At 69.6% G+C, this 26,370-nt stretch carries 22 protein-coding genes; 8 read left to right on the top strand and 14 right to left on the bottom strand.

All coding sequences use genetic code 11. From position 1 onward, the window contains the following. Positions 1-12 precede the first annotated feature (12 nt). Positions 13-270 carry a hypothetical protein gene (locus OG504_RS33490; protein ID WP_019056583.1) on the bottom strand — a complete coding sequence of 86 codons (258 nt, stop codon included), beginning with the start codon at positions 268-270 and terminating at the stop codon, positions 13-15. A 165-nt stretch (positions 271-435) separates the two neighbouring features. Here OG504_RS33490 and OG504_RS33495 point away from each other — a divergent pair, with 165 nt between their 5' ends. Continuing rightward, the gene (locus tag OG504_RS33495) at positions 436-2,016 is read left to right on the top strand and encodes a purple acid phosphatase family protein (protein WP_405993136.1); all 1,581 of its coding nucleotides are present in this window, start codon (positions 436-438) and stop codon (positions 2,014-2,016) included. 71 nt (positions 2,017-2,087) lie between these two features. On the opposite strand, the gene OG504_RS33500 is transcribed toward OG504_RS33495, so the two are convergent. Next, positions 2,088-2,966: a DUF4429 domain-containing protein gene (locus OG504_RS33500; RefSeq protein ID WP_405993137.1), complete on the bottom strand. Its 879-nt coding sequence runs from the start codon at positions 2,964-2,966 to the stop codon at positions 2,088-2,090. Between the two features lie 95 nt (positions 2,967-3,061). Here OG504_RS33500 and OG504_RS33505 point away from each other — a divergent pair, with 95 nt between their 5' ends. After that, positions 3,062-4,651, top strand: coding sequence for a beta-N-acetylhexosaminidase (locus OG504_RS33505; protein ID WP_405996497.1), 1,590 nt, complete (start codon positions 3,062-3,064; stop codon positions 4,649-4,651). Positions 4,652-4,722: 71 nt separating this feature from the next. Here the strand turns inward: OG504_RS33505 and OG504_RS33510 are convergent, their stop codons facing one another. The 6 genes from OG504_RS33510 to OG504_RS33535 all read right to left on the bottom strand — a co-directional run bounded on the left by OG504_RS33510 (position 4,723) and on the right by OG504_RS33535 (position 11,909). Continuing rightward, complete coding sequence (locus OG504_RS33510; protein WP_405993138.1) at positions 4,723-6,501, bottom strand: IucA/IucC family protein; 1,779 nt, start codon at positions 6,499-6,501, stop codon at positions 4,723-4,725. Continuing rightward, positions 6,498-7,058, bottom strand: a complete 561-nt coding sequence (locus tag OG504_RS33515; RefSeq protein WP_405993139.1) for a GNAT family N-acetyltransferase — start codon at positions 7,056-7,058, stop codon at positions 6,498-6,500. The genes OG504_RS33510 and OG504_RS33515 overlap by 4 nt, the downstream gene beginning before the upstream one ends. Beyond that, the gene (locus OG504_RS33520) at positions 7,055-8,338 is read right to left on the bottom strand and encodes a lysine N(6)-hydroxylase/L-ornithine N(5)-oxygenase family protein (protein ID WP_405993140.1); all 1,284 of its coding nucleotides are present in this window, start codon (positions 8,336-8,338) and stop codon (positions 7,055-7,057) included. Before OG504_RS33520 ends, OG504_RS33515 begins: the two co-directional genes overlap by 4 nt. Then, positions 8,322-9,764: a lysine decarboxylase DesA gene (desA, locus tag OG504_RS33525; protein ID WP_405993141.1), complete on the bottom strand. Its 1,443-nt coding sequence runs from the start codon at positions 9,762-9,764 to the stop codon at positions 8,322-8,324. The genes OG504_RS33520 and desA overlap by 17 nt, the downstream gene beginning before the upstream one ends. Positions 9,765-9,916: 152 nt before the next feature. Continuing rightward, entirely contained in the window at positions 9,917-10,750 is an 834-nt protein-coding gene (locus OG504_RS33530; protein WP_405993142.1) for a siderophore-interacting protein, read from the bottom strand. Positions 10,751-10,859: 109 nt separating this feature from the next. Continuing rightward, the gene (locus tag OG504_RS33535) at positions 10,860-11,909 is read right to left on the bottom strand and encodes an ABC transporter substrate-binding protein (RefSeq protein WP_405993143.1); all 1,050 of its coding nucleotides are present in this window, start codon (positions 11,907-11,909) and stop codon (positions 10,860-10,862) included. Positions 11,910-12,165: 256 nt separating this feature from the next. On the opposite strand from OG504_RS33535, the gene OG504_RS33540 reads away from it, so the two are divergent. Together OG504_RS33540 and OG504_RS33545 are read left to right on the top strand one after the other, a co-directional pair. After that, entirely contained in the window at positions 12,166-13,308 is a 1,143-nt protein-coding gene (locus OG504_RS33540) for a polyprenyl synthetase family protein (RefSeq protein ID WP_405993144.1), read from the top strand. After that, entirely contained in the window at positions 13,305-13,943 is a 639-nt protein-coding gene (locus OG504_RS33545; RefSeq protein ID WP_405993145.1) for a biliverdin-producing heme oxygenase, read from the top strand. Before OG504_RS33540 ends, OG504_RS33545 begins: the two co-directional genes overlap by 4 nt. 9 nt (positions 13,944-13,952) lie before the next feature. Here OG504_RS33545 and OG504_RS33550 read toward each other — a convergent pair whose 3' ends face one another. The 4 genes from OG504_RS33550 to OG504_RS33565 all read right to left on the bottom strand — a co-directional run bounded on the left by OG504_RS33550 (position 13,953) and on the right by OG504_RS33565 (position 19,754). Then, positions 13,953-15,113 (bottom strand): acyl-CoA dehydrogenase family protein, encoded by a 1,161-nt coding sequence (locus OG504_RS33550; protein WP_033283850.1) that lies wholly within the window; start codon positions 15,111-15,113, stop codon positions 13,953-13,955. A gap of 5 nt (positions 15,114-15,118) precedes the next feature. After that, entirely contained in the window at positions 15,119-16,057 is a 939-nt protein-coding gene (locus tag OG504_RS33555; RefSeq protein WP_405996498.1) for a hydroxymethylglutaryl-CoA lyase, read from the bottom strand. Between the two features lie 23 nt (positions 16,058-16,080). Next, entirely contained in the window at positions 16,081-18,069 is a 1,989-nt protein-coding gene (locus tag OG504_RS33560) for a biotin carboxylase N-terminal domain-containing protein (RefSeq protein WP_405996499.1), read from the bottom strand. A 68-nt stretch (positions 18,070-18,137) separates the two neighbouring features. Continuing rightward, the gene (locus OG504_RS33565) at positions 18,138-19,754 is read right to left on the bottom strand and encodes a carboxyl transferase domain-containing protein (protein WP_405993146.1); all 1,617 of its coding nucleotides are present in this window, start codon (positions 19,752-19,754) and stop codon (positions 18,138-18,140) included. Positions 19,755-19,859: 105 nt separating this feature from the next. On the opposite strand from OG504_RS33565, the gene OG504_RS33570 reads away from it, so the two are divergent. The 4 genes from OG504_RS33570 to OG504_RS33585 all read left to right on the top strand — a co-directional run bounded on the left by OG504_RS33570 (position 19,860) and on the right by OG504_RS33585 (position 23,675). Continuing rightward, positions 19,860-20,456, top strand: a complete 597-nt coding sequence (locus OG504_RS33570) for a TetR/AcrR family transcriptional regulator (protein WP_405993147.1) — start codon at positions 19,860-19,862, stop codon at positions 20,454-20,456. A gap of 168 nt (positions 20,457-20,624) precedes the next feature. Further along, entirely contained in the window at positions 20,625-21,782 is a 1,158-nt protein-coding gene (locus tag OG504_RS33575) for an acyl-CoA dehydrogenase family protein (RefSeq protein WP_266768942.1), read from the top strand. Between the two features lie 35 nt (positions 21,783-21,817). After that, on the top strand, positions 21,818-22,699 hold the full coding sequence (locus tag OG504_RS33580; protein ID WP_405993148.1) for an acyl-CoA thioesterase: 882 nt from the start codon (positions 21,818-21,820) through the stop codon (positions 22,697-22,699). A gap of 4 nt (positions 22,700-22,703) precedes the next feature. Continuing rightward, on the top strand, positions 22,704-23,675 hold the full coding sequence (locus OG504_RS33585; protein WP_405993149.1) for a cation diffusion facilitator family transporter: 972 nt from the start codon (positions 22,704-22,706) through the stop codon (positions 23,673-23,675). Positions 23,676-23,697: 22 nt separating this feature from the next. Here the strand turns inward: OG504_RS33585 and OG504_RS33590 are convergent, their stop codons facing one another. Together OG504_RS33590 and OG504_RS33595 are read right to left on the bottom strand one after the other, a co-directional pair. Then, positions 23,698-24,486 (bottom strand): phosphatase, encoded by a 789-nt coding sequence (locus OG504_RS33590; RefSeq protein ID WP_405993150.1) that lies wholly within the window; start codon positions 24,484-24,486, stop codon positions 23,698-23,700. Positions 24,487-24,566: 80 nt separating this feature from the next. Further along, the gene (locus OG504_RS33595) at positions 24,567-26,330 is read right to left on the bottom strand and encodes a PucR family transcriptional regulator (RefSeq protein ID WP_405993151.1); all 1,764 of its coding nucleotides are present in this window, start codon (positions 26,328-26,330) and stop codon (positions 24,567-24,569) included. Positions 26,331-26,370: the final 40 nt, after the last annotated feature.

Genomic DNA, 26,370 nt, shown 5'->3' on the forward strand with positions numbered 1-26,370 from the left:
GTATGGGTATTCCTAGCCGTAGACGATCCGGCGCAGCTGTCGGAGCGTCAGCTCCGGCGGGGCCACGGCCCGGTATTTCAGGTCCGCCTCGATCCGGTCGAAGATCGTCGCGTTCACCAGGCCCTGGGCCTGGAGTTCGCGGTGGCGGCGACGGACGTACTGCTCGGTCGTCTCGTCGAAGTAGGCGAGCACGTCCTGGATCACCCGCAGTGCCTCGCCCCGGTTGAGGGGTGAGGAGCGCGTCAGATGATCAACGAGTTCGTCGTGCACTTGGTTGATCCTGGGGTACCGAAGGGAGGTTTGCAAGAATCCTGCCCGATATCGGGCAACAGCCTGTTGAAAGTCTTATGGGGCTCTGTTCGTAAGCTGTCCATCCTGTGTCTTGCGCACCGTTGCTCATGTCGACGAGTTTCAGACGCCATGGACATTCCTCGTATGGGAGTACCCGCGGAGCTCGCAGAGCGCATGAGCATGGCGGAGCAGCACGAGTACCTGCGCGCGAGATTCTCGCGGCGCACGATGGTCAGAGGCGGTGCCGTGACACTCGGCGCCATCGCGGGTGGCGTGTTCGTACCGGGCGCGGTCGCCCAGGCGGCCGTCCCCAGCCAGGCCTCCGCCACCTACGCCTCCACCTCCACCGCGTCGACGGTCGACGGGGCCCTCGTCTCCCCGTTCGGCCGGCACCTCGCCTTCGGCAACGACCCGAGCACGGAGGTGACGGTCTCCTGGCAGGTGCCGATCAACGTCAAGAAACCGTTCGTCCGGATCGGCGCGCACCCCTGGGACCTCTCCCGCAAGATCGAGGCCGAGGTGCGCACGCTCTACACCCCGGCGGGCGTCGGCGCGAGCGGTGACCACACCCAGTACTACCTGCACGCCAAGCTGACCCACCTGCGCCCGGGCAAGACCTACTACTACGGTGTCGGCCACGCGGGCTTCGACCCGGCCGAGGCCCACCTGCTCGGCACGCTGGGCACCTTCACCACCGCCCCCGACCACAAGAAGCCGTTCACCTTCACGGCCTTCGGCGACGAGGGCGTCGGCTACCACGGCCTGGCCAACAACAGCCTCCTGCTGGGCCAGAACCCGTCCTTCCACCTGCACGCCGGCGACATCTGCTACGCCGACCCGGCGGGCGCGGGCCAGACCGCCGACGCCGGCTTCGACTCGCGCACCTGGGACCAGTTCCTCGCGCAGACCGAGTCGGTCGCCAAGTCCGTGCCGTGGATGCCCGCCTACGGCAACCACGACATGGAGGCCTGGTACTCGCCCAACGGCTACGGCGGCGAGGACGCCCGCTGGAACCTGCCGGACAACGGCCCCGACAAGAAGAACCTGCCGGGCGTCTACTCCTTCGTCTACGGCAACACGGCGGTCATCTCGCTGGACGCCAACGACGTGTCCTTCGAGATCCCGGCCAACCTCGGCATCTCCGGCGGCACCCAGACCAAGTGGCTGGAGGCGCAGCTCAAGAAGTACCGCGCGTCCAGGGACATCGACTTCGTGGTGATCTTCTTCCACCACTGCGCGTACTGCACCTCGACCGCGCACTCCTCGGAGGGGGGAGTGCGCAACGAGTGGGTGCCGCTGTTCGAGAAGTACACGGTGGACCTGGTCATCAACGGCCACAACCACCAGTACGAGCGCACCGACGTCATCAAGAAGAACGCGGTCGTCAAGAAGCTGCCGATCGGCGGCACGGCGTACCCGGAGACCGAGGGTGTCGTCTACGTGACGGCGGGCGCGGCCGGCCGCAGCCTGTACGCGTTCTCCGCCCCGGACTCCTACGAGGGTCACGTCGCCGACGTCGACTCGGTCGCCGCCTTCGTCAACACGAAGGACGGCAAGGTCAACGAGACGGTCGCGTGGTCGCGCGTCCGCTACCTCAACTACTCGTTCCTGCGCGTCGACGTCCAGCCCGCCTCGAAGGGCCGTACGGCGACCCTCACGGTCCGCGGCATCGCCGAGACCGGAGCCGAGATCGACCGCTTCACGGTGGCCCGCAAGGCCAAGTAGCTCTGAATCAGCCCGAGTTACGCCCGGAAGGCAGGGCGCCACTCATCCCGCAGGCGGTCCTCCCCGGATGGTCACATCCGTTTGAGGACCGCCTGTTTGGCCATCGCGAACTCCTCGTCCGTGAGCACCCCGTCCCGGTGCAGCTCCCCGAGTTCCCGCAGCCGCCGCAGCAGCGCGTCGTGGCCGTCCTCCGCCGCGGCCGCCAACTGCCGTACGGGCTCGGGTTGTTCAGGCCGTACGTCCGTCTCGGCGGCCGGGTGCGGCAGGCGCGCCTGTACGGCCGCGGCGACCAGGGCCATCAGCGGGTCCTTCTTGAAGCCCCACAACTCGACGGAGTTGGGGTCGTACTTGGGCGGTGCCTTGGTCGGCGCGTTGCGCACCGAGAAGCGGATGTAGCCGTTCTCAAGCCCGGCCGACGGGCGCCACTCCACGCCGACGAGGTCCGTGACGGCGAGCGTGCGGGCGCCGGCGGCGGACTTGGCGTCCTCGGTCTTCCAGTTCCACTCCAGCCGTACGCGCTCACCGTCGAAGCTCGCGGTGCCGTCCCCGGCGGACACCGAGAGCGGTACGGCGGGGCCCGGCAGCAGGAACTCGTCCACCGGGTCGGCCGGTACCCGGTCGAGCAGCAGGGCGTTGCGCACCTCGTCCACGAAGTACTCGGCGACGCCGTACCGGTCCGATTCGACGGGGAGTTGGTAGGGGTCGTCGCCCTCGGTGAGCCGCCCGCCCGTGGCGTGCAGCAGCGGGTCGGCGCCGTCGCGCAGCCGCAGTCTCAGCCGCCCCGACTTTCGGCCCTGCTCGAAGGAGACGCCCGCCAACGCGCCCAGGGGGACCACGAGTTCACCCAGGGTCTTGCGGAACAGGCCGACGTTCTTGTCCCGTCCTGGAGTCAGCCGCAGGGCGTCGCCGTCGAAGATCCAGGTGCCGTCCTTCTGGATGATTTCCGCCATAGGAAGGATTGTTCCATCGCTCTGCCGACAGAATGGTCTGTACCTGTCCGGGCTCAAAGGAAGTTCAAAGGAAGGGACCGCTCGTGAGACGCCTTGTGAGACAGCGCCACAGAACGACCCGCCTCCTCGGTTCGCTGCTGCTCGTCGCCGCCGCGAGCGTGTCCGTCGTCGGCGCCGCACCGCCCGCCGGAGCCGCCGCCATCACCCCGCTGGGCCGGGTGGTCCCGGCACCCGCCAAGGTCACCCCCGCGGGCCATCCGTACCGGATCACGAGCGCCACCAGGATCCGCGTCGACGGCACCCGTGAGTCGCGCCGGATCGGCGAGTACCTCGCGGGCATCCTGCGCCCCTCCACCGGCTACCGGCTGCCCATCACCTCGAGCGGCAAGGGCGGCATCCAACTCCGCCTGGCCAAGGGCACGTTCGGCGCCGAGGGCTACCGGCTCGTCAGTGGGGTCTCGGGGGTCACCATCACTGCGAGCAGGCCCGCCGGACTCTTCCACGGCGTACAGACCCTGCGTCAACTCCTGCCCGCCGCCGTGGAGAAGGCCTCCCGGCAGCCCGGCCCCTGGCAGATCGCGGGCGGCACCATCGAGGACTCCCCGCGCTACGCCTACCGCGGCGCGATGCTCGACGTCTCCCGGCACTTCTTCACCGTCGCCCAAGTCAAGCGCTACATCGACGAGTTGGCGCTCTACAAGATCAACACCCTGCATCTGCACCTCAGCGACGACCAGGGCTGGCGCATCGCGATCAACTCCTGGCCCCGCCTGGCGACTTACGGCGGCTCAACGGAGGTCGGCGGCGGCACCGGCGGTTACTACACGAAGGCCGACTACAAGGAGATCGTCCGCTACGCCTCCTCGCGCTACCTGGAGGTCGTACCGGAGATCGACATGCCGGGCCACACGAACGCGGCCCTCGCCTCCTATGCCGACCTGAACTGCGACGGTGTCGCGCCCCCGCTCTACACGGGCACGGACGTCGGCTTCAGCTCCCTGTGCGTCGGCAAGGACCTCACGTACCGCTTCGTGGACGACGTGATCCGTGAGCTGGCCGCGATCACCCCGGGCCGCTACCTCCACATCGGCGGCGACGAGGCGCAGTCCACCAGCCACGAGGACTACGTCAAGTTCATGGACCGGGTGCAGCCGATCGTCACCAAGTACGGCAAGACGGTGATCGCCTGGCACCAGATCACCGGCGCCCACCCCGTGAAGGGTGCCCTCGCCCAGTACTGGGGTCTCGACGACACCGACGCCGCCGAGAAGGCACAGGTCGCCGAGGCCGCGAAGAACGGCACCGGGCTGATCCTCTCGCCAGCCGACCGGGTCTACCTCGACATGAAGTACACCGAGGACACCCCGCTCGGCCAGGACTGGGCGGGCCTCGTCGAGGTGAAGCGGTCCTACGACTGGGATCCGGGCAACTACCTTCCCGGGGTGCCGAGTTCGGCGGTCAAGGGGGTCGAGGCTCCGCTGTGGTCGGAGACGATCGTGACCGGCGCGAACATCGAGTACATGGCCTTCCCGAGGCTCCCGGGCGTGGCCGAGCTGGGCTGGTCGCCGGCCTCGACGCACGACTGGGACACGTACAAGGTCCGGCTCGCGGCACAGGCCCCGCGCTGGGACGCGCTGGGGATCGACTACTACCGGTCGCCCCAAGTTCCCTGGCCCGCGAGCTAGTTGAGCAGTTCCTGTAAATGGGGCGGGCACCCCGGGGGACCGTACCCCGGGGTGCCCGCCTGCTTGTGGTGTCAGAACCCGGCGATGGGGTTCTTCAGGGTGCCGACGAGCTGGAGCGCGCCGGACGGGTCCGCCAGGTCCACCATCTGCTTGTTGTTGCGCAGTTGAAGGCGGTTGAGGCAGGACAGCGAGAACTCGGGCGCGAACATGTCGTACTGCCGGAACCTGTCGGCGAGTTCGGGCGCCGCGTCCTGGTACTCACGGGTGACGTCCGCGACCGTGCGCCAGAAGTCGTCCTCCTCCAGGACGCCCTCGGCGGCCAGGTTGGAGGCGAGGAAGCGGAAGAAGCAGTCGAAGACGTCGGTGAAGATCGAGAGCAGTTTCTTGTCCTCGGGGACCTCGACCCGCAGCCGCTCCACCGTCGGCGGCAGCACCGCGTCCGGGTCCATGACGGCGATCTCCTCGGCGATGTCCTTGTAGATCGCGCGCTCGACCACACCGTCCTTCAGGACGAGGATGACGTTCTCGCCGTGCGGCATGAACACCAGGTCGTAGGCGTAGAAGCTGTGCAGCAACGGGGTGAAGTACGCCCGCAGATACCGCCTTAGCCATTCCACCGGGGCGAGCCCCGACCGCTCGATCAGCGCGCCGGCGAAGGACGCGCCCTCGTGGTCCAGGTGCACCAGCGAGGCCATCGTCGCGAGGGACTCGCCGTCCTGGAGCGAGGAGACCGGGCTCTCGCGCCACAGCGCGGCGAGCATCTTGCGGTACGGCGAGTAGCGGTCGGTCGCGGCCTCGTACTCCAGGTGCCGGTAGCCGACGGCCGCCTGCTCGCGGATGATCGACAGGCCGGTGGACTTCAACACCGGGTCGTTGTCGATGAGTTGGGCGAGCCAGTCGTTGATCGCCGGGGTCGCCTCCATGTAGGCGGCCGAAAGCCCGCGCATGAAGCCCATGTTGATGACGGACAGGGCCGTCTTCACGTAGTGCTTCTCGGGGTGCGACTTGTTGAAGAAGGTCCGGATGGACTGCTGGGCGAGGTACTCGTCGTCGCCCTCGCCGAGGCACACGAGGTGGCCGCGGGCGATCTCGGCGGCGAAGGTGACGCTGAGCTTGTTCCACCACTGCCAGGGGTGGACGGGGATGAGGAGGTAGTCGTCGGGGTCGAGACCCTGCTCGGAAAGTGTTACGCGGAAACGGTTCAGCGTCACACTTCCCAGCTCCTCCCTCAGGAAGGACTCGTACTCGATGCCCACGCCCGCCGTGAACGCCGCCCGGGAGCGGTGCGCGGCCAGCCACACCAGGCGGACCGGGCTCGCGGTCTCGGGGGCGTACGAGAGGTACTCGTGGATGCCGAAGCCGAGCCGGCCGTTGTTGGCGACGAAGCAGGGGTGCCCCTCGGTCATCCCCGTCTCGATGGCCTGGAAGTCGCTTTTGACCAGCTCGGCGACCGGGATCTGCGGCTTCGTGAGCTTGTAGCAGGTGCCGGAGAGGGTGGAGGAGATCTCCTCCAGGTAGACCGGCAGGATCTCCTCGCTCAGCCCGAGCGCCTGCTTCAGCTCGATGAAGAAGTCCAGGGCGGCGAGGGGGAGTTCGGCGCCGTCGCGGTGCCGGGTGATCGAGTCGGCGTCGACCTGCCAGTGGTCGAGGGCGTGCCGGGTGGCGGCGAACCGGTAGCGGGTCAGACCGTCGTCGCTGCGGACGACGTACAAGTCGCCGTCCCGCTCGACGAGTTCGGGGGTGAGCAGCCGCTCGTGCGCGAACTCGGCGAGGGCCTTGCGGATCAGGAGGCGGTTGGCCTTCTCCCAGCGCTCGGGGGAGAGGTGGGCCACGGCGTCGGCGAGGCTCATGCGGACACCGCCGTCGCCGCTGTCGCCGTCAAGAACTGTTCCCGTGTGCAGAAGCTCAACAAGGCTTTCTTCTCCGGCTTTTGGATCTCACGCTCGGGCACGAACCCGACCGCCTCGTTCAGTGCGTGTACGGCGGTGTTGGACACGTCCGGTTCCACGACGACACGTTCGACGGCCGGGTCCTCGAAGAGCCGGGCCAGCACGGCGGTGATCACCGCACGGGTGAAGCCGTGGACGGGCGCCTCGGTGGCCGGCGTCAGGAAGTGCATGCCGACGTCACCGGGCAACGGCTCGTACAGGCCGACGAGTTCGCGATGACGGGGGTCGTAGTACTCCATCAGGAAGGCAGGAACACCGTCCTGGAGCCCGAGCAGCGCGTGCTGGTGCTCGTCGGCCGCGATCTCCATGTACGCGCGCTCGACGTCCTCCAGTTTCGCGTCCTGCATCATCCAGAACGCGGCCTTGGGGTGCGTGAGCCACCGGTGCAGCAACTCGGCGTCCTGGAGCGGGTCGAGGGGGCGGAAGGTGAAGGTGCCTGTGTCGGTGAGGGCGGTCATACGGCGAACTCCTGGAACGCGATGGTCTGTTCGACCGGGTAGTACTCGGTGCCGAGCAGCTCACGGATGATGTACGAGTTGCGGTACGCGCCCATGCCCAGGTCCGGGGACGTGATGCTGTGCGCGTGGACCCCGGCGTTCTGGAGGAAGACGCCCCGGCCCGTGGTGTCGATCGAGTAGTTGCGGGCGATGTCGAAGTTGCCCCGACTGTCGTAGCGCAGCCGCTCGTGGACGGGCTTGAGGAACTCCGGCTCGGCGTACTTGTAGCCGGTCGCGAGGATCAGACCCTGGGAGCGCAGGGTGTAGTCCTTCTCCTGCTCCTCCTGGCGGAGGCCGAGTTCGTACACGCCGTCGCGGTAAGTGGCGCTGTCCAGCGAGGAGTTGGTGAGCAGTCGGGTGGGGACGGGCCCGCCGACCTTCTTCTGGTAGAGCAGGTCGAAGATCTCGTTGACGAGGTCGCCGTCGATGCCCTTGAACAGGCCCTTCTGCTCGGCCGTGAGGCGGTAGCGGGTCTGCTCCGGCAGCGCGTGGAAGTAGTCGATGTACTCCGGGGAGGTCATCTCCAGCGTGAGTTTCGTGTACTCCAGCGGGAAGAAACGCGGCGAGCGCGTCACCCAGTTCAACTCGTAGCCGTGGACGTCGATTTCGGCGAGCAGGTCGTAGTAGATCTCGGCGGCGGACTGCCCGCTGCCGACCAGCGTGATCGACTCCTTGGCCTGCAACTCCGCTTTGTGCTGCACGTAACGGGAGTTGTGGATGAAGTCGCCGCCCAGACCGGCGACGGCCTCCGGGAGATACGGCGGGGTGCCGGTGCCCAGGACCAGCTGCCGGGCGCGGAACACGTCACCGGCCTCGGTCCGGACGACGTAGACCTCGGCCTCGTCCTCGTACGTCACCTCGCTGACCGTCGTGCTGAAGCGCACGTTGGTGAGCTTGTCGGCGGCCCAGCGGCAGTAGTCGTCGTACTCGACGCGCAGCGGGTAGAAGTTCTCGCGGATGTAGAAGGGGTACAGACGCCCCTTCTCCTTCAGGTAGTTGAGGAAGGAGTACGGTGAGGTCGGGTCGGCCAGCGTGACCAGGTCCGACATGAACGGGGTCTGGAGGTGGGCGCCGTCGAGGAACATGCCGGCGTGCCACTCGAAGGCGGGCTTCGAGTCGAGGAAGACGCCGTCGAGTTCGGCGATGGGCTCGGTGAGGCAGGCGAGGCCGAGGTTGAAGGGTCCGAGCCCGATGCCCACGAAGTCGTAGGTCTTGTTCGAGGCTTCAGGAAGCGCGGTCAAGGGACTCTCCCAGGTACTGCTCGGCGTGGCCGGCGATCAGGTCGAGGACGGCGGCGATGTCGTCTGTCGTCGTCTCGGGGTTGAGCAGGGTGAACTTCAGGTAGTGGCGGCCCGCGACCTTGGTGCCCGCGACCACCGCGGCACCGGAGGCGAACAGGGCCTTGCGGGCGTACAGGTTGGCGCGGTCGATCTCGGCCGGGTCGGTGACGGCGGCCGGGATGTAGCGGTAGACGAGGGTGGAGAGCGAGGGCTCGACCACGACGTCGAAGCGCGGGTCGGCGGCGAGCAGCTTCCACCCCTCCTCGGCCAAGTCGCAGACCTCGTCGAAGAGTTGACCGACACCGTCGGCGCCCATCACGCGCAGCGTCATCCACAGCTTGAGCGCGTCGAAACGGCGGGTGGTCTGCAGGGACTTGTCGACCTGGTTGGGGATGCGCTCCTGCACCATGCGGCGCGGGTTGAGGTACTCCGCGTGGTAGGTCGCGTGGCGCAGGGTGTCGGCGTCGCGGACCAGCAGGGCGGACGAACTCACCGGCTGGAAGAAGGACTTGTGGTAGTCCACCGTGACCGAGTCGGCGCGCTCGATGCCGTCGATCCGACCCCGGTACTTCAGCGAGGCGAGCAGCCCGCAGCCGTAGGCCGCGTCCACGTGCATCCACACCCCGAACTGCTCGCACAGGGCGGCGACTTCGGGCAGTGGGTCGATGGAGCCGAAGTCGGTGGTGCCGGCGGTGGCGACGACGGCCATGGGGACGAGCCCGGCGCTCTTGCAGCGCTCCAACTCGCGGGCGAGCGCGACCGTTTGCATGCGCTTGTCGGCGCCGACAGGTATCGACACGACGGCGTCCTGCCCGAGACCCAGCAGTTTCGCCGACTTCTTCACGCTGAAGTGGCTCACCTCGGAGGCGAAGATACGCAGCTTGGCGAGACTGTCGGTCTTGGCCTCCTCGCGGGCCAGCAGCAGCGCCTGGAGGTTGGACTGGCTGCCGCCGGAGGTGAACACCCCGTCCGCGTGCGGCCCGAGGCCGATCCGCTCGTTCGTCCAGTCGATCAGTTTCCGCTCGATGAGGGTGCCGCCGGCCGACTGGTCCCAGGTGTCCAGGGAGGAGTTGACGGCGGAGAGCACCGCCTCGCCGAGCACGGCCGGGATGACGACCGGGCAGTTGAGGTGGGCGAGATAGCGGGGGTGGTGGAAGTAGATCGCGTCACGCAGATAGACCTCGTCCAGCTCGTCCAGCACCGCGGCGGTGTCGTGGAGCGGACGGTCGAGGTCGATCCGGTCGATGAGGGGGGAGAGGGCGTCGACCGTGACGCCGGTGAACGGCCGTTCGGTGGTGGCGAGTTTGGCCGCCACCCGCTCCACGCCTTCCGTCACGGAGCGGCGGTAGTGCTCCGCAGTCGTGTCATTGAGCAGGTGCGAGCGCATGTGGGGGTCCTCCGGTGGGGAAGTCCGTGCGGGACAGGTGAGCGGCGGGGTTCCGCAACATCAACTTAGGTAAGCCTAACCTAACTTAACGTCCATGAAACCCACCGCTCCCGTGACAGCCGTCACTCACGCCCCAGCTGCCCCTCGCGCCGTCACCCGGCGTCGCGCAACTGCTCCTCGCTGAGCCCCCGCCGCCAGTACCCGACAAAGGTCACCCGCCGCCGGTCGAACCCACGCTCACCCACGAAGTGCCGCCGCAGCGCCTTCACTTGACCGGCCTCACCCGCGATCCACACGTACGGCCGCTCTGTAGGCGGGAGTTGGGCATCCCGAAGGGCGCCGAGGGCCATGGGGGACCCCTCGACGCCCTGGCTCTCACGCACCAGCCAGGTCACTTCGGCATCGGCGTCGGTCGCCAAGTCCTGGATGTCACCGGGGTGTTGGACCTCCAGCCACACCCGCGCACGAATGCCGGCCGGCAAAGCTTCGAGAATGGCGGAGACGGCCGGCACGGCGGTCTCGTCCCCCCACACGACCACGAGATCTGCATCCTCCGGCGGCCGGAACCGAATCGCCCGATTGTCCGCGACGGCCGGCCCGAGCAACACGACCCGATCACCGGGGGCGGCGAGGGAGGCCCAACGGGAGGCGGGCCCGGCAGGTTCGTGCAACACGAAGTCGATGTCGATCTCGTCGGGGTCGCGGCGCAGGGCGCGAAGTGTGTACGACCGCATCACCGCCCGCACGCTGTCGGGGAGTTCACGCCACCCCTGCCACCACCCGTCACCGAGTTCGAACGGCACGGCGGGCTCCAGCTGACCGGGCTGGGGGAGAAAGAGCGACAGGGACTGATCACACCCGTCGGAGAAGAAGTACGCCAGATCGTCCCCACCAAAGGAGACCCGAACAAGAGACGGCCCAAGCCGCTCCGTCCGCACGACCTGGAGTGAAAAGAAGCGGAAGGGCGCGGCAACGGCCGTAGTCATGGGGCAACTCCTAAAACGGAGGTAAGGGGCAACTCCCTAGGGGCGCGGGGAACTGCGCGACCAGCCACACACGGCCCGCAGCTCCCCACAAAGCGAAACCACCCCTAAATCAGCTGACCTTCTTCGCGCTCTCGATCGCCTTCGCGAGATCCTCAAGCAATGGCGCGCACTTGGCGTAGGACAGAATCGGCTCAGGGTTACGCGCGATGACCTGCCCCGCCTTCACAGCCGGCAACTTCTTCCACGTGCCCTCAGTGATGTCAGCGGGCTGAATCGCCGACGTCCGGTTGTCCATCATGATGATGTCCGCCCCGTACTTGTCGACGTTCTCCCAGCTCAGATTCTCGAACCACCCACCACTCGCCTTCAACGCGGCAGCGGACGGCTCGACGAAGTTCACGCCGAGAGCCTTGTAGTACTCGAGGTCGGCGGAGAGATTGGACCCGGAGACGTAGAAGATGTCCTGGCTCGCGGAACCCGCGAGGATCTTGATGTCCGGCTTGGCCTTGGCCGCGGCACGCAGCCGGGCGGCCGCATCCTCGAACCGCTTCTTCGCCGCGGTGATGGTGGCCGAACTCGTGTCCGCACCAAGGGACTTGGCAAGCTCCAGCATCCGCCCGAGCGGCGTCGGCAGCTGGATGTCGTACACCGAGATGCCGACGGTCGGCGCGCCCACGGCGAGGATCTTCTTCTTCGACTCCTCCGGGACGTACCAGAGGGTCCCGGCCGAGTCGAACATCGTGGTGATGAGGACGTCGGGGGAGAGGGCCGCGTACTTCTCGATGTTGAACTGGCCCCACTCGTTGCCGAGGATGGTGACCTTGCTGATGTCGAGGTCGCCGGCCTGCACGTCGGCCTTGCCGTTCTTCAGCTTGGTCGGCCCGAAGACGCCCTTGGACTCGATGCCGTAGTCGTGCAGCGCGGCGGCGACACCGATGAACGAGACGATGTTCGCCGGGATCTTGTCGGCCTTCGCGGTGGTGCCGCGGTCGTCCTTGAAGGTCCAGGGGCCGGACTTGGCGGCCGCCGTCTCCTTGTCCGAGCCACCGCTTTTCGCGTCGTCGTCGCCGCAGGCCGCGAGCGCGGCACCGAGGCCGAGGGCGCCGCCCGCGGCGAGGATGCCGCGGCGGGAGAGGTGAGTGGCACGGGCGTTGGACATGTGTGGCTGCTTTCGAACAGGGCGGGAGCGCCCGCCGGACAATTCGAAGGTAGGTTAGCCTAACCTCACTATCTGTCCAGTGGGCGGGGTGATCGCCGCCCGGGTCCGTACGCGCCCTGTGGCTGTCCTGTGCCGGGCTTATGAGCCCATGTCCTATGCGATTTGGCTTTCAACCGCCTTGTCTCGTCCGGCCGTTGTGATCACGCTCCTTCTACGGGGATCTGCGCACTGCTGTTCGGTCGTCTGCGGAGGTGGAGTGGCTACCACGATGGATGTGACGGACGTGGAAGCGGTCGTACGGAGCGACGCGGCCCTGCTGGAGGACGACCTGGCCGAGTTCCTCGACGCGCTGACCGCCCCGGCGCGGGCGGCGGGGGTCTCCGTCCACGACACGGCCCTGCGCCGAGCCCTGTACGAACCGGTCGCCGACGCCCTCGGGTCGAAAGTGGGCCAGCAGGCGCTGCCCCCCACGGCCGGAGCACCCGGCGGCCGGGCCCCGCTGCGGCCCTCGATGGTGTACTGGGCGTACCGGAACTACCGGGGGTTCCCCGAGGAGACGGAAGGGTTCCCCGAGAAGGCGGACATCGTTTCCGACCTCGCGGTGATCCGCCGCACAGCAGTTGCCGTAAGGATTCTGTTGAAGGCCGCGGTCGCCCTCGACGACATCCAGGACGGCAGTGACGTCCGCTACGGCGAACCCGCCCTCCACGCCACCCACGGCACCCCGCTCGCCCTCAACACCGGCGCCTGGCTGATCATGTCCGCGCTGCGGCACGCGGCCGACCCCGCCGTCGTGGACAGCCTGCTGCGCTCGGTCGGCAGCGGCTTCACCGGACAGGCCGTCGACCTGTCCTCGCGTACGGCGCTCACGCGCGCGGAGTTGCTGGCCGCGCCGCGCGCCACACGGATCGACTTCTGGGAGTCGACGGCCGCGCTGAAGACCGGAACCCTGTTCTGGATGCCGCTCGACGCGGCGGTCGCCGGGCTGGGAGTGGTCGAGGACGACCGGTTCGCCCTGGACGGCGCGATACGTCAACTGGGCCTCGCCAGCCAGCTGTTCAACGACCTGACCGACTTCGTGCCCGAGTTCGGCGGCGCCAACACACACGAGGACTTCGACGGCCTGGGCAACCGGGTCTTCCTGGAACTCCTCGACGAGGAAGGCGGCGCACCGCCCGCCGAGGACTTCAAACCGTACGTTCTCGGTCACCCGAAACTGGAGGGCACGCTCCTCGCGCTCGCCGAGGAGGCCGTGGCCCTGAAGCGCGCCGCGAAGGACGCCGTGCACGGCGTGTGCCGCTCCGAGCGCAGCGCCGCCTACTTCGACGTGACGATCGAACGCAAGGGCCACCTCATCGACCGTCTGCTCGCGACGGTCCGGCAGCGGAGCGGCGTATGACGGACCTGCTGAGCGGACGCCTGAGGAACGGCACCCGCGCCTGGCACCAGGCCCTGGAGACCACCGGGTTCGCCACCGCGATGCTCTCCGGCACCCTGCCACTGGACCGCTACGTCGGCCAACTCGCCGCCTACCGAGTGGTGTTGGAGGCGCTTGAGGGCGAACTCACTCGTGTCACCTGCCCGTCCGTCACGTCGGTGTGGTCACCCGACCTCGTGAAACTGCCCCTCATCGAACGCGACCTGCACTACTTCGCAGCCGCCCGGGGTGCGCTCCCCGGACTCGGCCCGGCCGCCGAGGAGTTCGTCGAGGAGATACGCCGCACCGCCGCGACCGAACCCCGCGAACTCCTCGGCTTCCTCTACGTGTTGGAGGGCTCCACCCTCGGCGCGATGTTCCTGTGCCGGTACGTCACCGAGGCGTACCGGCTCACGGACGGGAACGGTGCCTCGTACTACGGCAGCGGCGACCGCGCCCGCTGGGCGGGCTTCACCGAGCGCCTCGATCGCGCGCTAGGTGAACCCGCCGTACAGGAAAGGGTGTTGGCCGCCGCCGAACGGGCCTACCGCCATATCGCCCTGATCTCTGGGGAGTTGTCGGCAGGCCTGGGCGTCTCGACACCTGAGACCGTTTAACTGTGGCTGTCAGCCCGTGAGGCCCAACTCGCGGGCGATCAGCATCCGTTGGACCTCGCTGGTGCCCTCGCCGATCTCCAGGATCTTGGAGTCGCGCCACATGCGGGCCACCGGGTACTCGTTCATGAAGCCGTAGCCGCCGTGCACCTGCGTGGCGTCGCGGGCGTTGTCGACGGCGATCGTGGAGGAGTACAGCTTCGCGAGGGCCGCCTCCTTCTTGAAGGGTTCGCCGGCGACCAGGCGGGAGGCCGCGTCGCGCCAGGAGAGCCGTGAGGTGTGGGCCTTCATCTCCATGTCGGCGATCTTGAACTGGATGGCCTGGTTGGCGCCGATCGGCCGCCCGAACGCGTGCCGTTCCTTGGCGTACTTCACCGACTCGTCGACACAGCCCTGCGCGAGACCCGTCGCGAGCGCCGCGATGGCGATGCGGCCCTCGTCGAGGATGCGCAGGAACTGGGCGTAGCCGCGGCCCAGTTCACCGAGCAGGTTCGCCGCCGGGACCCGGACGTCCGCGAAGGACAGCTCGCGGGTGTCCGAGGCGTTCCAGCCGACCTTCGAGTACGGCGCCGCGACCGTGAAGCCGGGTGTCCCGGACGGTACGATGATCGCGGAGATCAGCGGCTTGCCGTCGGGCTTGCGGCCGGTGACCGCGGTGACCGTCACCAGGCCGGTGATGTCCGTACCGGAGTTGGTGATGAAGCACTTCGAGCCGTTGATCACCCATTCGTCGGTGTCCGGGTCCAGGCGTGCCGTCGTCCGGGTCGCGCCCGCGTCGGAGCCGCCGTCCGGCTCGGTCAGGCCGAAGGCGCCGAGGATCTCGCCGGAGCAGAGCCGGGGCAGCCACTCGGCCTTCTGCGCGTCGGTGCCGAAGAGGTGGATCGGCATCGCGCCCAGCGACACCCCGGCCTCCAGGGTGATCGCGACCGACGAGTCGACCCGGGCCAACTCCTCGAGGACCAGGCCGAGCGCGAGGTAGTCGCCGCCCATCCCGCCGTACTCCTCGGGGAACGGCAGTCCGAACAGGCCCATGCGGCCCATCTCGCGGACGATCTCGTACGGGAACTCGTGCCGCTCGTAGAAGTCGCCGATCTTCGGCGCGACGACGTCGTGCGCGAACTCCTCGACCGTACGGCGGAGTTCTTCCAGCTCGGGGGAGAGACGGTGGTCCATGGCGGTCACTGCTCCTTGTGGGGCTGTGCTGTTTTACCGAGTGCGCGGACGGTGCGGGACGGGCTGGGTCGGCCCAGTTGTTCGGCCATCCACACGCTGGTGGCGGTGAGACGGGTGAGGTCGACTCCGGTGTCGATGCCGAGACCCCGGAGCATCCACACGAGGTCTTCGGTGGCGAGGTTGCCGGTCGCGGACTTGGCGAACGGGCAGCCGCCGAGGCCGCCGGCGGAGGCGTCCACGGTGGTGACGCCGTGCTCCAGTGCCGCGTAGGTGTTGGCCAGTGCCTGGCCGTAGGTGTCGTGGAAGTGCACGCCCAACACGTCGGTGGGGACGCCCTGTTCATTGAGCGCGGCCAGCAACTCCAGGACATGCCCGGGAGTTGCGACCCCGATCGTGTCGCCGAGGCTCAGCTCGTCGCAGCCCATGTCGACCAACGCCCGGCAGACCCGCGCCACTTGGGCGATGGGGACCGCGCCCTCCCAGGGGTCGCCGAAGCACATGGAGACGTAGCCGCGCACATGGGCGCCCTCGTCCTTGGCGCGGGCCACGACCGGGGCGAACACGGCGAGCGACTCGTCCACCGTGCGGTTGAGGTTGGCCTTGGCGAAGGACTCGGTGGCGCTGGCGAAGACGGCGACGCGGGTCGCCTTCAGGGTCAGGGCCCGGTCGAGCCCGCGGCCGTTCGGCACGAGGACCGGGAGGTGTACGCCCTTCAGGTCCCGTACGAGCGGGAACAGCTGCTCCGCGTCCGCCAGTTGGGGCACCCACTTGGGGTGCACGAAGCTCGTCGCCTCGATCGTGGTCAGGCCCGCGTCGGCCAGCCGCCGCACGAACTCGGCCTTCACCTCCGTGGGCACGGTCGCCTTCTCGTTCTGCAGCCCGTCCCGCGCGCCCACCTCGTGGATGCGCACCCGGGCGGGCAGATCGGGGGCCGGTACGACCATCGGGAGTGTCTCCGGTCCGAGTGTCACTGGTCCTCCTCCACGGGTGTGACGACCGCCAGCACCTGGTCCATGGCGACCGTCGCGCCCGGCGTCACATCGAGTTCGGCGACGGTGCCGGCGTGCGGCGCGGAGACGACGTGCTCCATCTTCATCGCCTCCACCACCAACAGGCTCTGCCCCGCGGCCACTTGATCCCCCACGGCGACCTTCACCACGGTCACCGTCCCCGGCATCGGCGCGGTCAGCGAACCGGCCCCGGACCGGTCGGCCCCGCTGAGCGAGGCGGCCACCGGATCGTGGTCCCGCACCTGCCAGGCGTCCCCGTCCCGGCCCAGCCAGGTGCCGTCCGGCAGGGCGGTGAAGGTGTGGACGAGTCCGTCGAGCCGCACGACGAACCGGCCGTCGGGCCCGGGCCGGCCGGACCCGTCGAGCGGCTTCTCGGCGCCGTCCGGCAGTAGTTCGGTCCCGCCCTCGGGCGTGCGGCGTACGCGTACGGTCACCGGGTCGTGGCCCGGCACCTGGAGCGGATGCGCCGTCCAGGCCCGCTCCCCGCCCAGCCGCCAGCCGTCGGTGGCGGCGAACGGGTCGGCCCAGCCGGAGCCCCGCCCGGACGCGAGCGCCGCGTGCCGTAGCAGCGCCGCCGCCGCGTAGACCTCCACCGGTACCTCACCGGGCACGAGCCCGTCCGCCTCCCGCTCGACGAGCCCGGTGTCCAACTCGCCCGCCACGACCGCCGGATGGGCCAGCAGCCGCCGTAGGAAACCGGCGTTCGTCGGCACGCCCAGGGTCACCGTGTCCGCGAGGGCCGCGCGGAGCTTCCTGAGCGCGGTCGCGCGGTCGGGGCCGTAGGCGATGACCTTGGAGAGCATCGGGTCGTAGAGGCTGCCGACCTCGGTGCCTTCGGAGAGGCCGGAGTCGGTGCGGATGCCGTCGCCCTGGGGTTCGTGCAGCCGGATCACCGTGCCGCCGGAGGGGAGGAACCCGCGCGCGGGGTCCTCCGCGCAGACGCGGGCTTCGATCGCGTGCCCGGTGAGCGTGATGTCGTCCTGCGTGAAGGGGAGTCGCTCGCCCGCCGCCACCCGCAGCTGCCACTCGACGAGGTCGAGGCCGGTCACCAACTCCGTTACCGGGTGCTCCACTTGGAGGCGGGTGTTCATCTCCATGAAGTAGTACGACGAGGGGTCGCTGCCCGGCACGATGAACTCGACCGTGCCCGCGCCCGCGTACCCGCACGAGCGGGCCGCCTGGACCGCCGCCTCGCCCATCGCCGCGCGGGTGCCGGAGTCGAGGAGCACGCTGGGTGCCTCCTCGACGACCTTCTGGTGCCGGCGCTGCAAGGAGCACTCGCGTTCGCCGAGGTGGACGACGTTGCCGTGGCCGTCGGCCAGGATCTGGATCTCGATGTGGCGGGGGCGGTCGACCCAGCGCTCGACCAGGAGGGTGTCGTCGCCGAAGGAGGCGCGGGCCTCGCGGCGGGCGGCGGCGATCTCCTCCTCCAGGAGGGTGAGGTCGCGGACCAGGCGCATGCCCTTGCCGCCGCCTCCGGCCGACGGCTTGAGGAGGACGGGGGCGCCCAACTCGTGTGCCGCCTTGGCCAGTTCGGGGTCGCGGCCGCCGGGGACGACCGGGACCCCGGCCGCCTCCACCGTCTCCTTGGCGCGGATCTTGTCGCCCATGAGGGCGATCGCGTCGGCCGGGGGACCGATGAAGACCAGCCCGGCGTCGGCGCACGCGCGCGCGAAGCCCGCGTTCTCGGCGAGGAAGCCGTAGCCCGGGTGCACGGCCTGCGCGCCGGAGCGGGCCGCCGCCTCCAGGAGTCGGTCCACCGACAGATAGCTCTCGGCGGCGGGCGCCGGACCGAGCCGTACCGCCGTGTCGGCCTCGCGCACGTGCCGGGCGTCCGCGTCGGCGTCGGAGAAGACGGCCACCGAGCGCACGCCGAGCGAGCGCAGGGTGCGGATGACGCGGACCGCGATCTCGCCCCGGTTGGCCACGAGGACCGTGTCGAACATCGCGGGTACCTCGGGCATCCCGGGCGTCTCAGGAGTCTCGAATGTGTCGACCATCTCGGGCACCCTCATCACATCCGGAAGACGCCGAACTGGGGGTCTCCCAGCGGCGCGTTGGCACAGGCGGTCAGGGCGAGACCCAGCACCTGGCGGGTCTCCGTCGGGTCGATGACCCCGTCGTCCCAGAGGCGGGCGGTGGCGTAGTAGGCGTTGCCCTGACGCTCGTACTGCTGCCGGATCGGGTCCTTGAAGGCGTCCTCGTCCTCGGCCGGCCAGGACTCCCCGCGTCCCTCCAACTGGTCCCGCTTCACGGTCGCGAGGACCGACGCGGCCTGCTCGCCGCCCATCACGGAGATCTTGGCGCCGGGCCACATCCAGAGGAAGCGGGGGGAGTAGGCCCGGCCGCACATCGAGTAGTTGCCCGCGCCGTACGAGCCGCCGACCACCACCGTCAGCTTCGGCACGCGCGCACAGGCGACGGCGGTGACCATCTTGGCGCCGTGCTTGGCGATGCCGCCCGCTTCGTAGTCCTTGCCGACCATGAACCCCGAGATGTTCTGGAGGAACACCAGGGGGATGCCGCGCTGGTCGCACAGCTCGATGAAGTGGGCGCCCTTCTGGGCGGATTCGGAGAACAGGATGCCGTTGTTGGCGACGATGCCGACCGGGTGGCCGTGGATGCGCGCGAAGCCGGTGACCAGGGTCTGCCCGAACTCGGCCTTGAACTCGGCAAAGCGCGAGCCGTCGACCACGCGCGCGATGATCTCCCGTACGTCGTAGGGGGTACGGGAGTCGACGGGGACGGCGCCGTAGATCCCGTACGGGTCGACCTTCGGCTCCACCGACTCGGTGACCTCCCAGGGGAGGGCCCCGCGCGCGGGGAGCGTGGCGGCGATGTTCCGGACGATGCGCAGGGCGTGCGCGTCGTCCTCCGCGAGGTGGTCGGTGACGCCCGACACGCGTGCGTGGACGTCGCCGCCGCCCAGTTCCTCGGCGGTGACGACCTCGCCGGTGGCGGCCTTCACGAGGGGCGGGCCGCCGAGGAAGATCGTCCCCTGATTCCGGACGATCACGGCCTCGTCGCTCATGGCGGGGACGTAGGCCCCACCGGCGGTGCAGGACCCCAGCACGGCGGCGATCTGCGGAATCCGTGCCCCCGACATCCGGGCCTGGTTGTAGAAGATCCGCCCGAAGTGCTCGCGGTCCGGGAACACCTCGTCCTGCATGGGCAGAAACGCGCCCCCGGAGTCGACGAGATAGATACAGGGGAGGCGGTTCTCGAGGGCGATCTCCTGGGCGCGCAGATGCTTCTTCACGGTCATCGGGTAGTACGTCCCGCCCTTGACCGTGGCGTCATTGGCGACGATCACGCACTCGCGCCCGCTCACTCGCCCGATCCCGGCGATGACGCCGGCGGCGGGGGCGGCTCCGTCGTACATCCCGTCGGCAGCCAGCGGGGCCAGCTCCAGGAAGGGTGAGCCGGGGTCTAGGAGGGTGTCGACGCGGTCGCGGGGGAGCAGCTTGCCGCGCGCGGTGTGCCGGTCCCGGGCGCGCTCGCCCCCGCCGAGCCGGGCCGCGGCCAGCTTCTGGCGCAGCTCCTCGCCCAGCGCGCGGTGCGCCGCCTCGTTGGCCCGCCACGCCTCCGACGCGGGGTCCGCCGCGCTCGTCAGCTCCGGTGCCTCTTGCATTCTGCGGTCCCCTCGCACAGCGATCGGCTGCTCTCGACTGTTAATGAGCGTTAACCATTTCCCTCAGGTTAACGACCGCTAACCTCCCTGTCTAGAATTGCTTCCATGACCACGAGAACCGACGCCCCCACCCGCCGCGAGCAGATCCTCAAGGAGGCCGCGCGGCTCTTCGCCGAGCGGGGTTTCCACGGCGTCGGGGTCGACGAGATAGGCGCGGCCGTCGGCATCAGCGGCCCCGGCCTGTACCGCCACTTCCCGGGCAAGGACGCGATGCTCGCGGAGCTGCTTGTCGGCATCAGCGGCCAGCTCCTCACGGGCGCGAAGCGCCGCCTGGCGGAGGCGCAGGGCGTGACCTCCGCGGAGCCGCTCCTCGACTCCCTCATCGAGGGCCACATCGACTTTGCCCTCGACGACCGCCCCCTGATCACCCTTCACGACCGCGAGCTGGACCGCCTCCGGGACACCGACCGCAAGCTGGTGCGCCAACTCCAGCGCCAGTACGTCGAGTTGTGGGTGGAGGTCGTACGGGAGGTGTACCCGGACCTGGCCGAACCCAGCGCACGGTCGGCGGTCCACTCGGTGTTCGGGCTGCTGAACTCGACCCCGCATCTGGGGAGGCCGGGGTCGCTGCCGGGGCGGGGGGCTACGGCGGAGTTGTTGCATCGGATGGCGCGGGGGGCGTTCGCGGCGGCGGGGGCGTGATGAGCGTTACGTGCCCGTTCCACTGGACGCCTCCGCCTACCCGCCGGTACGCTCGATTCTGAGCAAGCGCTTAGCCATGCGGGCCGCAACCATCAATTGAGGAACCCCAACGGCGAGCGACCACATACGCGAGAGCGGCGCCGGTTTAGGCGCAAAGGAGGTGCGGCGGTGCGCCGTACGGTGTTTGACGAGGACCACGAGGCGTTCCGGGAGACCCTCCGGGCCTTCATCGAGGCCGAGGTCGTCCCCGTCTACGACGAGTGGTTCGCGGCCGGCCAGGCGCCGCGCGACTTCTACTACAAGCTCGCCGAGCTCGGCGTCTTCGGCATCCGCGTCGACGAGGAGTACGGCGGCGCGGGCATCGACTCGTACAAGTTCGAGGCCGTCCTCTACGAGGAGACCGCGCGCGCGGGTGTCTCCTTCGGCGGCTCCGGCGTGCACGTACTGCTCGGCCTGCCCTACATCAAGCTGCTCGCCACCGACGAGCAGAAGAAGCGCTTCCTGCCGAAGTTCGTCTCCGGCGAGGAGATGTGGGCCATCGCGATGACCGAGCCGGGCACCGGCTCCGACCTCGCGGGCATGAAGACCACCGCCAAGCTCTCCGAGGACGGCACGCACTACGTCCTCAACGGCGCCAAGACCTTCATCACCGGCGGCGTGCACGCCGACCGCATGATCGTCTGCGCCCGCACCTCCCCCTCCACCAAGGAGGACCGCCGCCACGGCATCTCCCTCTTCGTGGTGGACACCAAGGCCGAGGGCTACTCGGTCGGCCGCAAGCTCGACAAGCTCGGCCTGAAGACCTCCGACACCGCCGAGCTGGCGTTCGTCGACGTGAAGGTCCCGGCCGAGGACCTCCTCGGTGAGGAGAACAAGGGCTTCTACTACCTCGGCCACAACCTCGCCTCCGAGCGCTGGGGCATCGCCTTCGGCGCCTACGCGCAGGCCAAGGCCGCCGTCCGGTTCGCGAAGCAGTACGTGCAGGAGCGCGTGGTCTTCGGCCAGCCCGTCGCCGCGTTCCAGAACACCAAGTTCGAACTGGCCGCCTGCCAGGCCGAGGTGGACGCCGCCGAGGCCGTCGTGGACCGCGCGACCGAGGCCCTGGACGCCGGTGAGCTGACCCCCGCCGAGGCGGCCAGCGCCAAGCTGTTCACCACCGAGGTCGCCCACCGCGTGATCGACCGCTGCCTCCAGCTGCACGGCGGCTACGGCTTCATGAACGAGTACCCGATCGCCCGCCTGTACGCGGACAACCGCGTCAACCGCATCTACGGCGGCACCAGCGAGATCATGAAGACGATCATCGCGAAGGACATGGGCCTGTAAGGTCCCCGAAATTACCGGCCCGTAGAAAAGGTGCCATGAGCAAGGCACTTCAGGGACTCCTCGATCTGCTCGACCTTGAGCAGATCGAGGAGAACATCTTCCGCGGCCAGTCCCAGTCCGCCGTCGTCCCCCGCGTCTTCGGCGGACAGGTGGCGGCCCAGGCGCTGGTCGCCGCCGGCCGGACGGTCTCCGCGGACCGTCTCGCCCACTCCCTCCACGCGTACTTCCTGCGCCCCGGCGACCCCGGCGCGCCCATCGTCTACACCGTCGAGCGCATGAACGACGGCCGCTCCTTCACCGCGCGCCGCGTCGTCGCGGTCCAGCACGGACAGCCGATCTTCGCCCTCTCCGCGTCCTTCCAGCGCCACGAGGACGGCCTCGAACACCAGGCCCCCATGCCGTCCGCCCCCGACCCGGCCACCCTGCCCACCTCGCAGGACCGGCTGCGCGGCTACGACCACATCGCCCCCGAGGTCGTGGAGAAGTTCCTGGAGGCGCGCGAGGCCATCGACCTGCGCTACGTCGAGGAGCCGCCGTACGGAAAGTTCGGCACACCGCGCGAGCCGCACTCGCAGGTGTGGTTCCGCACCAACGGCAAGCTCGACGGCACCGTCGACGAACCCCTGCTCCACGTAGTACTCGCGACCTACGTCTCCGACATGACCCTCCTCGACTCCGTGCTCCTCGCGCACGGCCGCGGCGGCTGGGCCGTAGGGGATGTCGTAGGGGCCTCGCTCGACCACGCGATGTGGTTCCACCGGCCGTTCCGCGCGGACGAGTGGCTGCTCTACGACCAGGAGTCGCCGTCGGCGTCCGGCGGGCGGGGGCTCGGGCAGGCGCGGATCTACACGCAGGACGGTCAACTGGCCATCTCCGTCATTCAGGAGGGCGTGGTCCGGGTTCCTCGGGAACACTGAGGGCATGGCAGAAACAGAGGAGAGCGACGGCGGCGGCGAGTCCACCGGCACCGTAATCGTCGCGGCCGTCGCCAACTTGGGCATCGCCCTGGCCAAGGCGGTCGCCGGCGTCATCAGCGGCTCCAGCGCGATGCTGTCGGAGGCGGCGCACTCGGTCGCCGACACCGTCACCGAACTCCTCCTCCTCACCGCCCTCAAACGCAGCAGCAAACCCGCCGACGAGGAACACCCCCTCGGCTACGGCCCCGAGCGCTACATCTGGGCGATGCTCGCCGCCGTCGCGACCTTCGTCGGCGGCGCGGTCTTCTCGATCTACGACGGCGTCCACACCCTCGTCGCAGGCGAGGAGCTCGGCGACCCGCTGATCTCCTACATCGTCCTCGGCGTCGCCTTCCTCCTGGAGGGCTACTCCCTGCGGACGGGCGTACGCCAGGCGCGCGGCGAGGCGGCCCGCTTCGACGCCTCCTTCAAGCGCTACCTCCGCTACACCCCCGACACCGCGGTGAAGGCCGTAGTACTTGAGGACTCCGCCGCGCTCGTCGGCCTGGTCCTCGCGGCGGGCGGCCTGCTCGGCGGCCAGCTCACGGGTTCCGGCGTCTGGGACGGCATCGCCTCGCTCTGCATCGGCGCCCTGCTGCTCTACGTCGCCTGGGTGCTCGGCCGCTCCAACGCCGAACTCCTCATCGGCCGCCCGCTCCCCAAGGCCATGCGGGACCGTATCCGGGAGGAGCTGCTCGGGGTCGAACACATCGAGGCCGTACTGGAGTTGACGACCCTCGTGCAGGGCCCGCGCGAGGCGCTGGTGGCCGCGAAGATCGACTTCCGGGACCGGTCGAGCGCCGCGCAGATCGAGTGGGCCTGCGAACAGGCCGAGCAGCGACTGCGGGAGGCGTTCCCGTCGGTGAACCGGGTCTATCTGGACCCGACACCGGGGTACGCGCAGCGCCGGGCCGAAGGGCTCAACCCCTGGCCGTGACAAGGGAGTTGAGTTCCGCCCTTTAGCCGAGTCCCGCCTCCGCCAGCAGATACGCCGTCATCGGGTCGTAGTACCTGGGGCTGACGACGTGGTCGTCGAGGGGGACCGCCACCTGTACGGTGCCCTCGGACTCGGCGAGGAAGAGCGCCGGGTCGTTCGAGTCGGCGTACCCGACGGAGTCGACGCCGTGGCGGCCCGCGTAGCCCGCCCAGCCGTGGTCGGCGACGATCAGGTCGGGCAGCGGGCGGCCCTCGCGCTCCAGCGCGGTGAGGATCGCCTTCATCGGCTCACCGGAGTGCGTGTGCCAGAGCGTCGCGCCGTGCTCCAGGACGGCCACGTCCGCGAACTGCATGACGTACCCCTCCTCCGTCTGCAGCCCCTCCGGGATCACCACGATCTCGCAGCCGGCCGTGCGCAGGGCGGCGGCCGTGGCACGGTGCACGTCCAGCAGACCGCCCGGGTGACCGGTCGCGAAGAGCACCCGCTGCTGCCCGTCGGCCGCCTTGCGCAACCGCGCCGCCAGCCGGTCGAGACCCTCGACCGTCAGCTCCGGGTCGATGGTGTCCTGGCCGTAGCGGTACTCGGGATCGTCGTTCACCCCCACCCGCTCCGCCATCACCGCGAGCACGTCCTGCTCGTCGGTCCAGCGGCTGCCGAGCTCCAGGCCGAACCAGTAGTGGCGGTCGCCGTTCGCGAGCTTGCGGTAGTGCGAGAGGTTGTTCTCACGGGGCGTGGCTACGTCGCCCGCGATACGGGTCTTCACAAGGTGATCGACGAGCTCGGCGCGGCTGGGGGTCCCGGGTATCGGCATGCCTCCCATTGTGAAGCAGAGAGATGTGCGTCCGCCCGACGTCCCGAACGCTGGGATGTGGATCACTCGCACTTGGTTACTCAGAGATGACGCAGGCCGAACCACAGCTCCATCCGTACGTCCGGATCGTCCAGGTCCGCCTCCAGCAGCGCCGCGCACCGCGCGATCCGCTGCCGCACGGTGTTGCGGTGCACGGCCAGCGCGACCGCCGTACGGTCCCAACTCCCGTGCAGGGAGAGCCAGGTGCGCAGCGTCTCGGTGAGCGCGGGGTGCGCGCCGAGCGGGGCGAGCAGGGTACGGGCGTGCGCCTCGGCCTCGTCGTGCGGTACGAGTTCGTCGAGCCCGGCGCGACCCGAGGAACCGTGTCGTACCAGCGGGGTACGGGTCGCACGGGCGCGGGCCAGGGCACGGGCCGCCTGGGTGTCGGCGGCGGCCCAGTCCCCGGGGGCGACGGGGGCGCTGACCCCTAGGGTCCAGCCGGGTTGCGGGGCGGGTTCGCGATCGGCGGGGAGGAGTACCCGTACGACGTCCGGCGCCAGGTCGATCAACGTGGAACCGAGGGCGGTGCCGAGCGCGGAGGCCGCGACCGGGTCGGGGGCGTGTGCGTCCGGTCGTGCGTGCACCACGACCCATCGGTCCCCGCCGAGCAGCGACGCGACGTCCTCCGGCGGGGCACCCAGCAGCAGCCGTACGAGCGCCGACGAACGGTCCGCTCCCGTGCGGCTCTGGTGTTCGCCGGTGAGGAGGGAGAGGAGTACGGCGGCGACCGAGGCGATGGTGTGGTCGCCGGGGGCGCGCTGCGGAGCGGCGACACCTAGGACGAAACCCTGACCGGTACCGAGGGCGTACGCGGCGAGGTGTGCGCCGGGGACGGTGTCGGTGGCGGACGTGGGGGCGGGGCGGTTCGGGGGCGTGCCGTCGAGGGAGGTGGAGGTGGAGGTGGAGGACTTAGGGGGTGCGGTGGGGGACGTAGGGGATGAGACGGGGGACCTACGGGATGAGACGGGGGACGCGGGGGACGAGGTGGGAGCGGCCGGGGGCCGGACCACCCGGGCCAGCTCCGCCAACGCCTCCCGCACCTCCGCGCCGCTCGCCTCCGCGCCGACCACTCCCGCTCCGCGTCCCACCCTCGTACCCGTCGAACCCGCCCTACCTCCCGCCCCCGTACCCGTCGAGCCCGCCCTACCTCCCGCCCCCGTACCCGTCGAGCCCGCCCTGCCTCCCGCCTCCGCCCCCCTCGCTCCAACTGCCCCGGCACCCCGCCCCGCCCCCGCGATCTCCGTCCCGTCCGGCCCGAACAACACCGCGCGCCCGCCGACCCGCTGGGCGAGTTGTCGTAGCACCGAAGGGACCGGATCCGGGCGGGAGGCCGCTGCGGCCAGGCTTTGCTGGGCCTCGGTGACGCGGCGGAGTTCGGCCAGGCGGGCCTGGGCCATCAGTTGCCAGACCGCGCGGGCCACGCGGGAGAAGGGGGTGGGCGGGGGGACCTCCAGGAGCGGGAGGTCGTAGTGGTCGCAGGCCGCGACCAGGGCGCGCGGCACGGTGTCGTGGACCGGTGCGACGCCGAAGCCGAGGGCCACTCCGCCCGCCTCGACGATCCGGGCGACGTAGTCGTCGAAGTACGTGCCCGAGCCGGCCGCGTCCGGGATGTGCACGCCCGCGGTGAGGAGCAGCTCGCCGCCCAGCAGGTACGGATACGGGTCCGGCATCTCCGACGTGTGCGCCCAGTGGATCGCGATGTCGGGGTCGGACGGCCCGGCGATCTGCCGCAGCCCCAGGTCCTCGCGGGCCAGGAGGGCGGAGAGAAACACGGGTGGTGTGGGCGGAACCGTGAGGTCCGGCATGGTGGACGTTTCCTCCATCGCCTCGGGCTCGGATGGATGA

Origin of the sequence: Streptomyces sp. NBC_00986, assembly GCF_045162565.1 — a bacterium.
Taxonomy (GTDB): Bacteria; Actinomycetota; Actinomycetes; order Streptomycetales; family Streptomycetaceae; genus Streptomyces.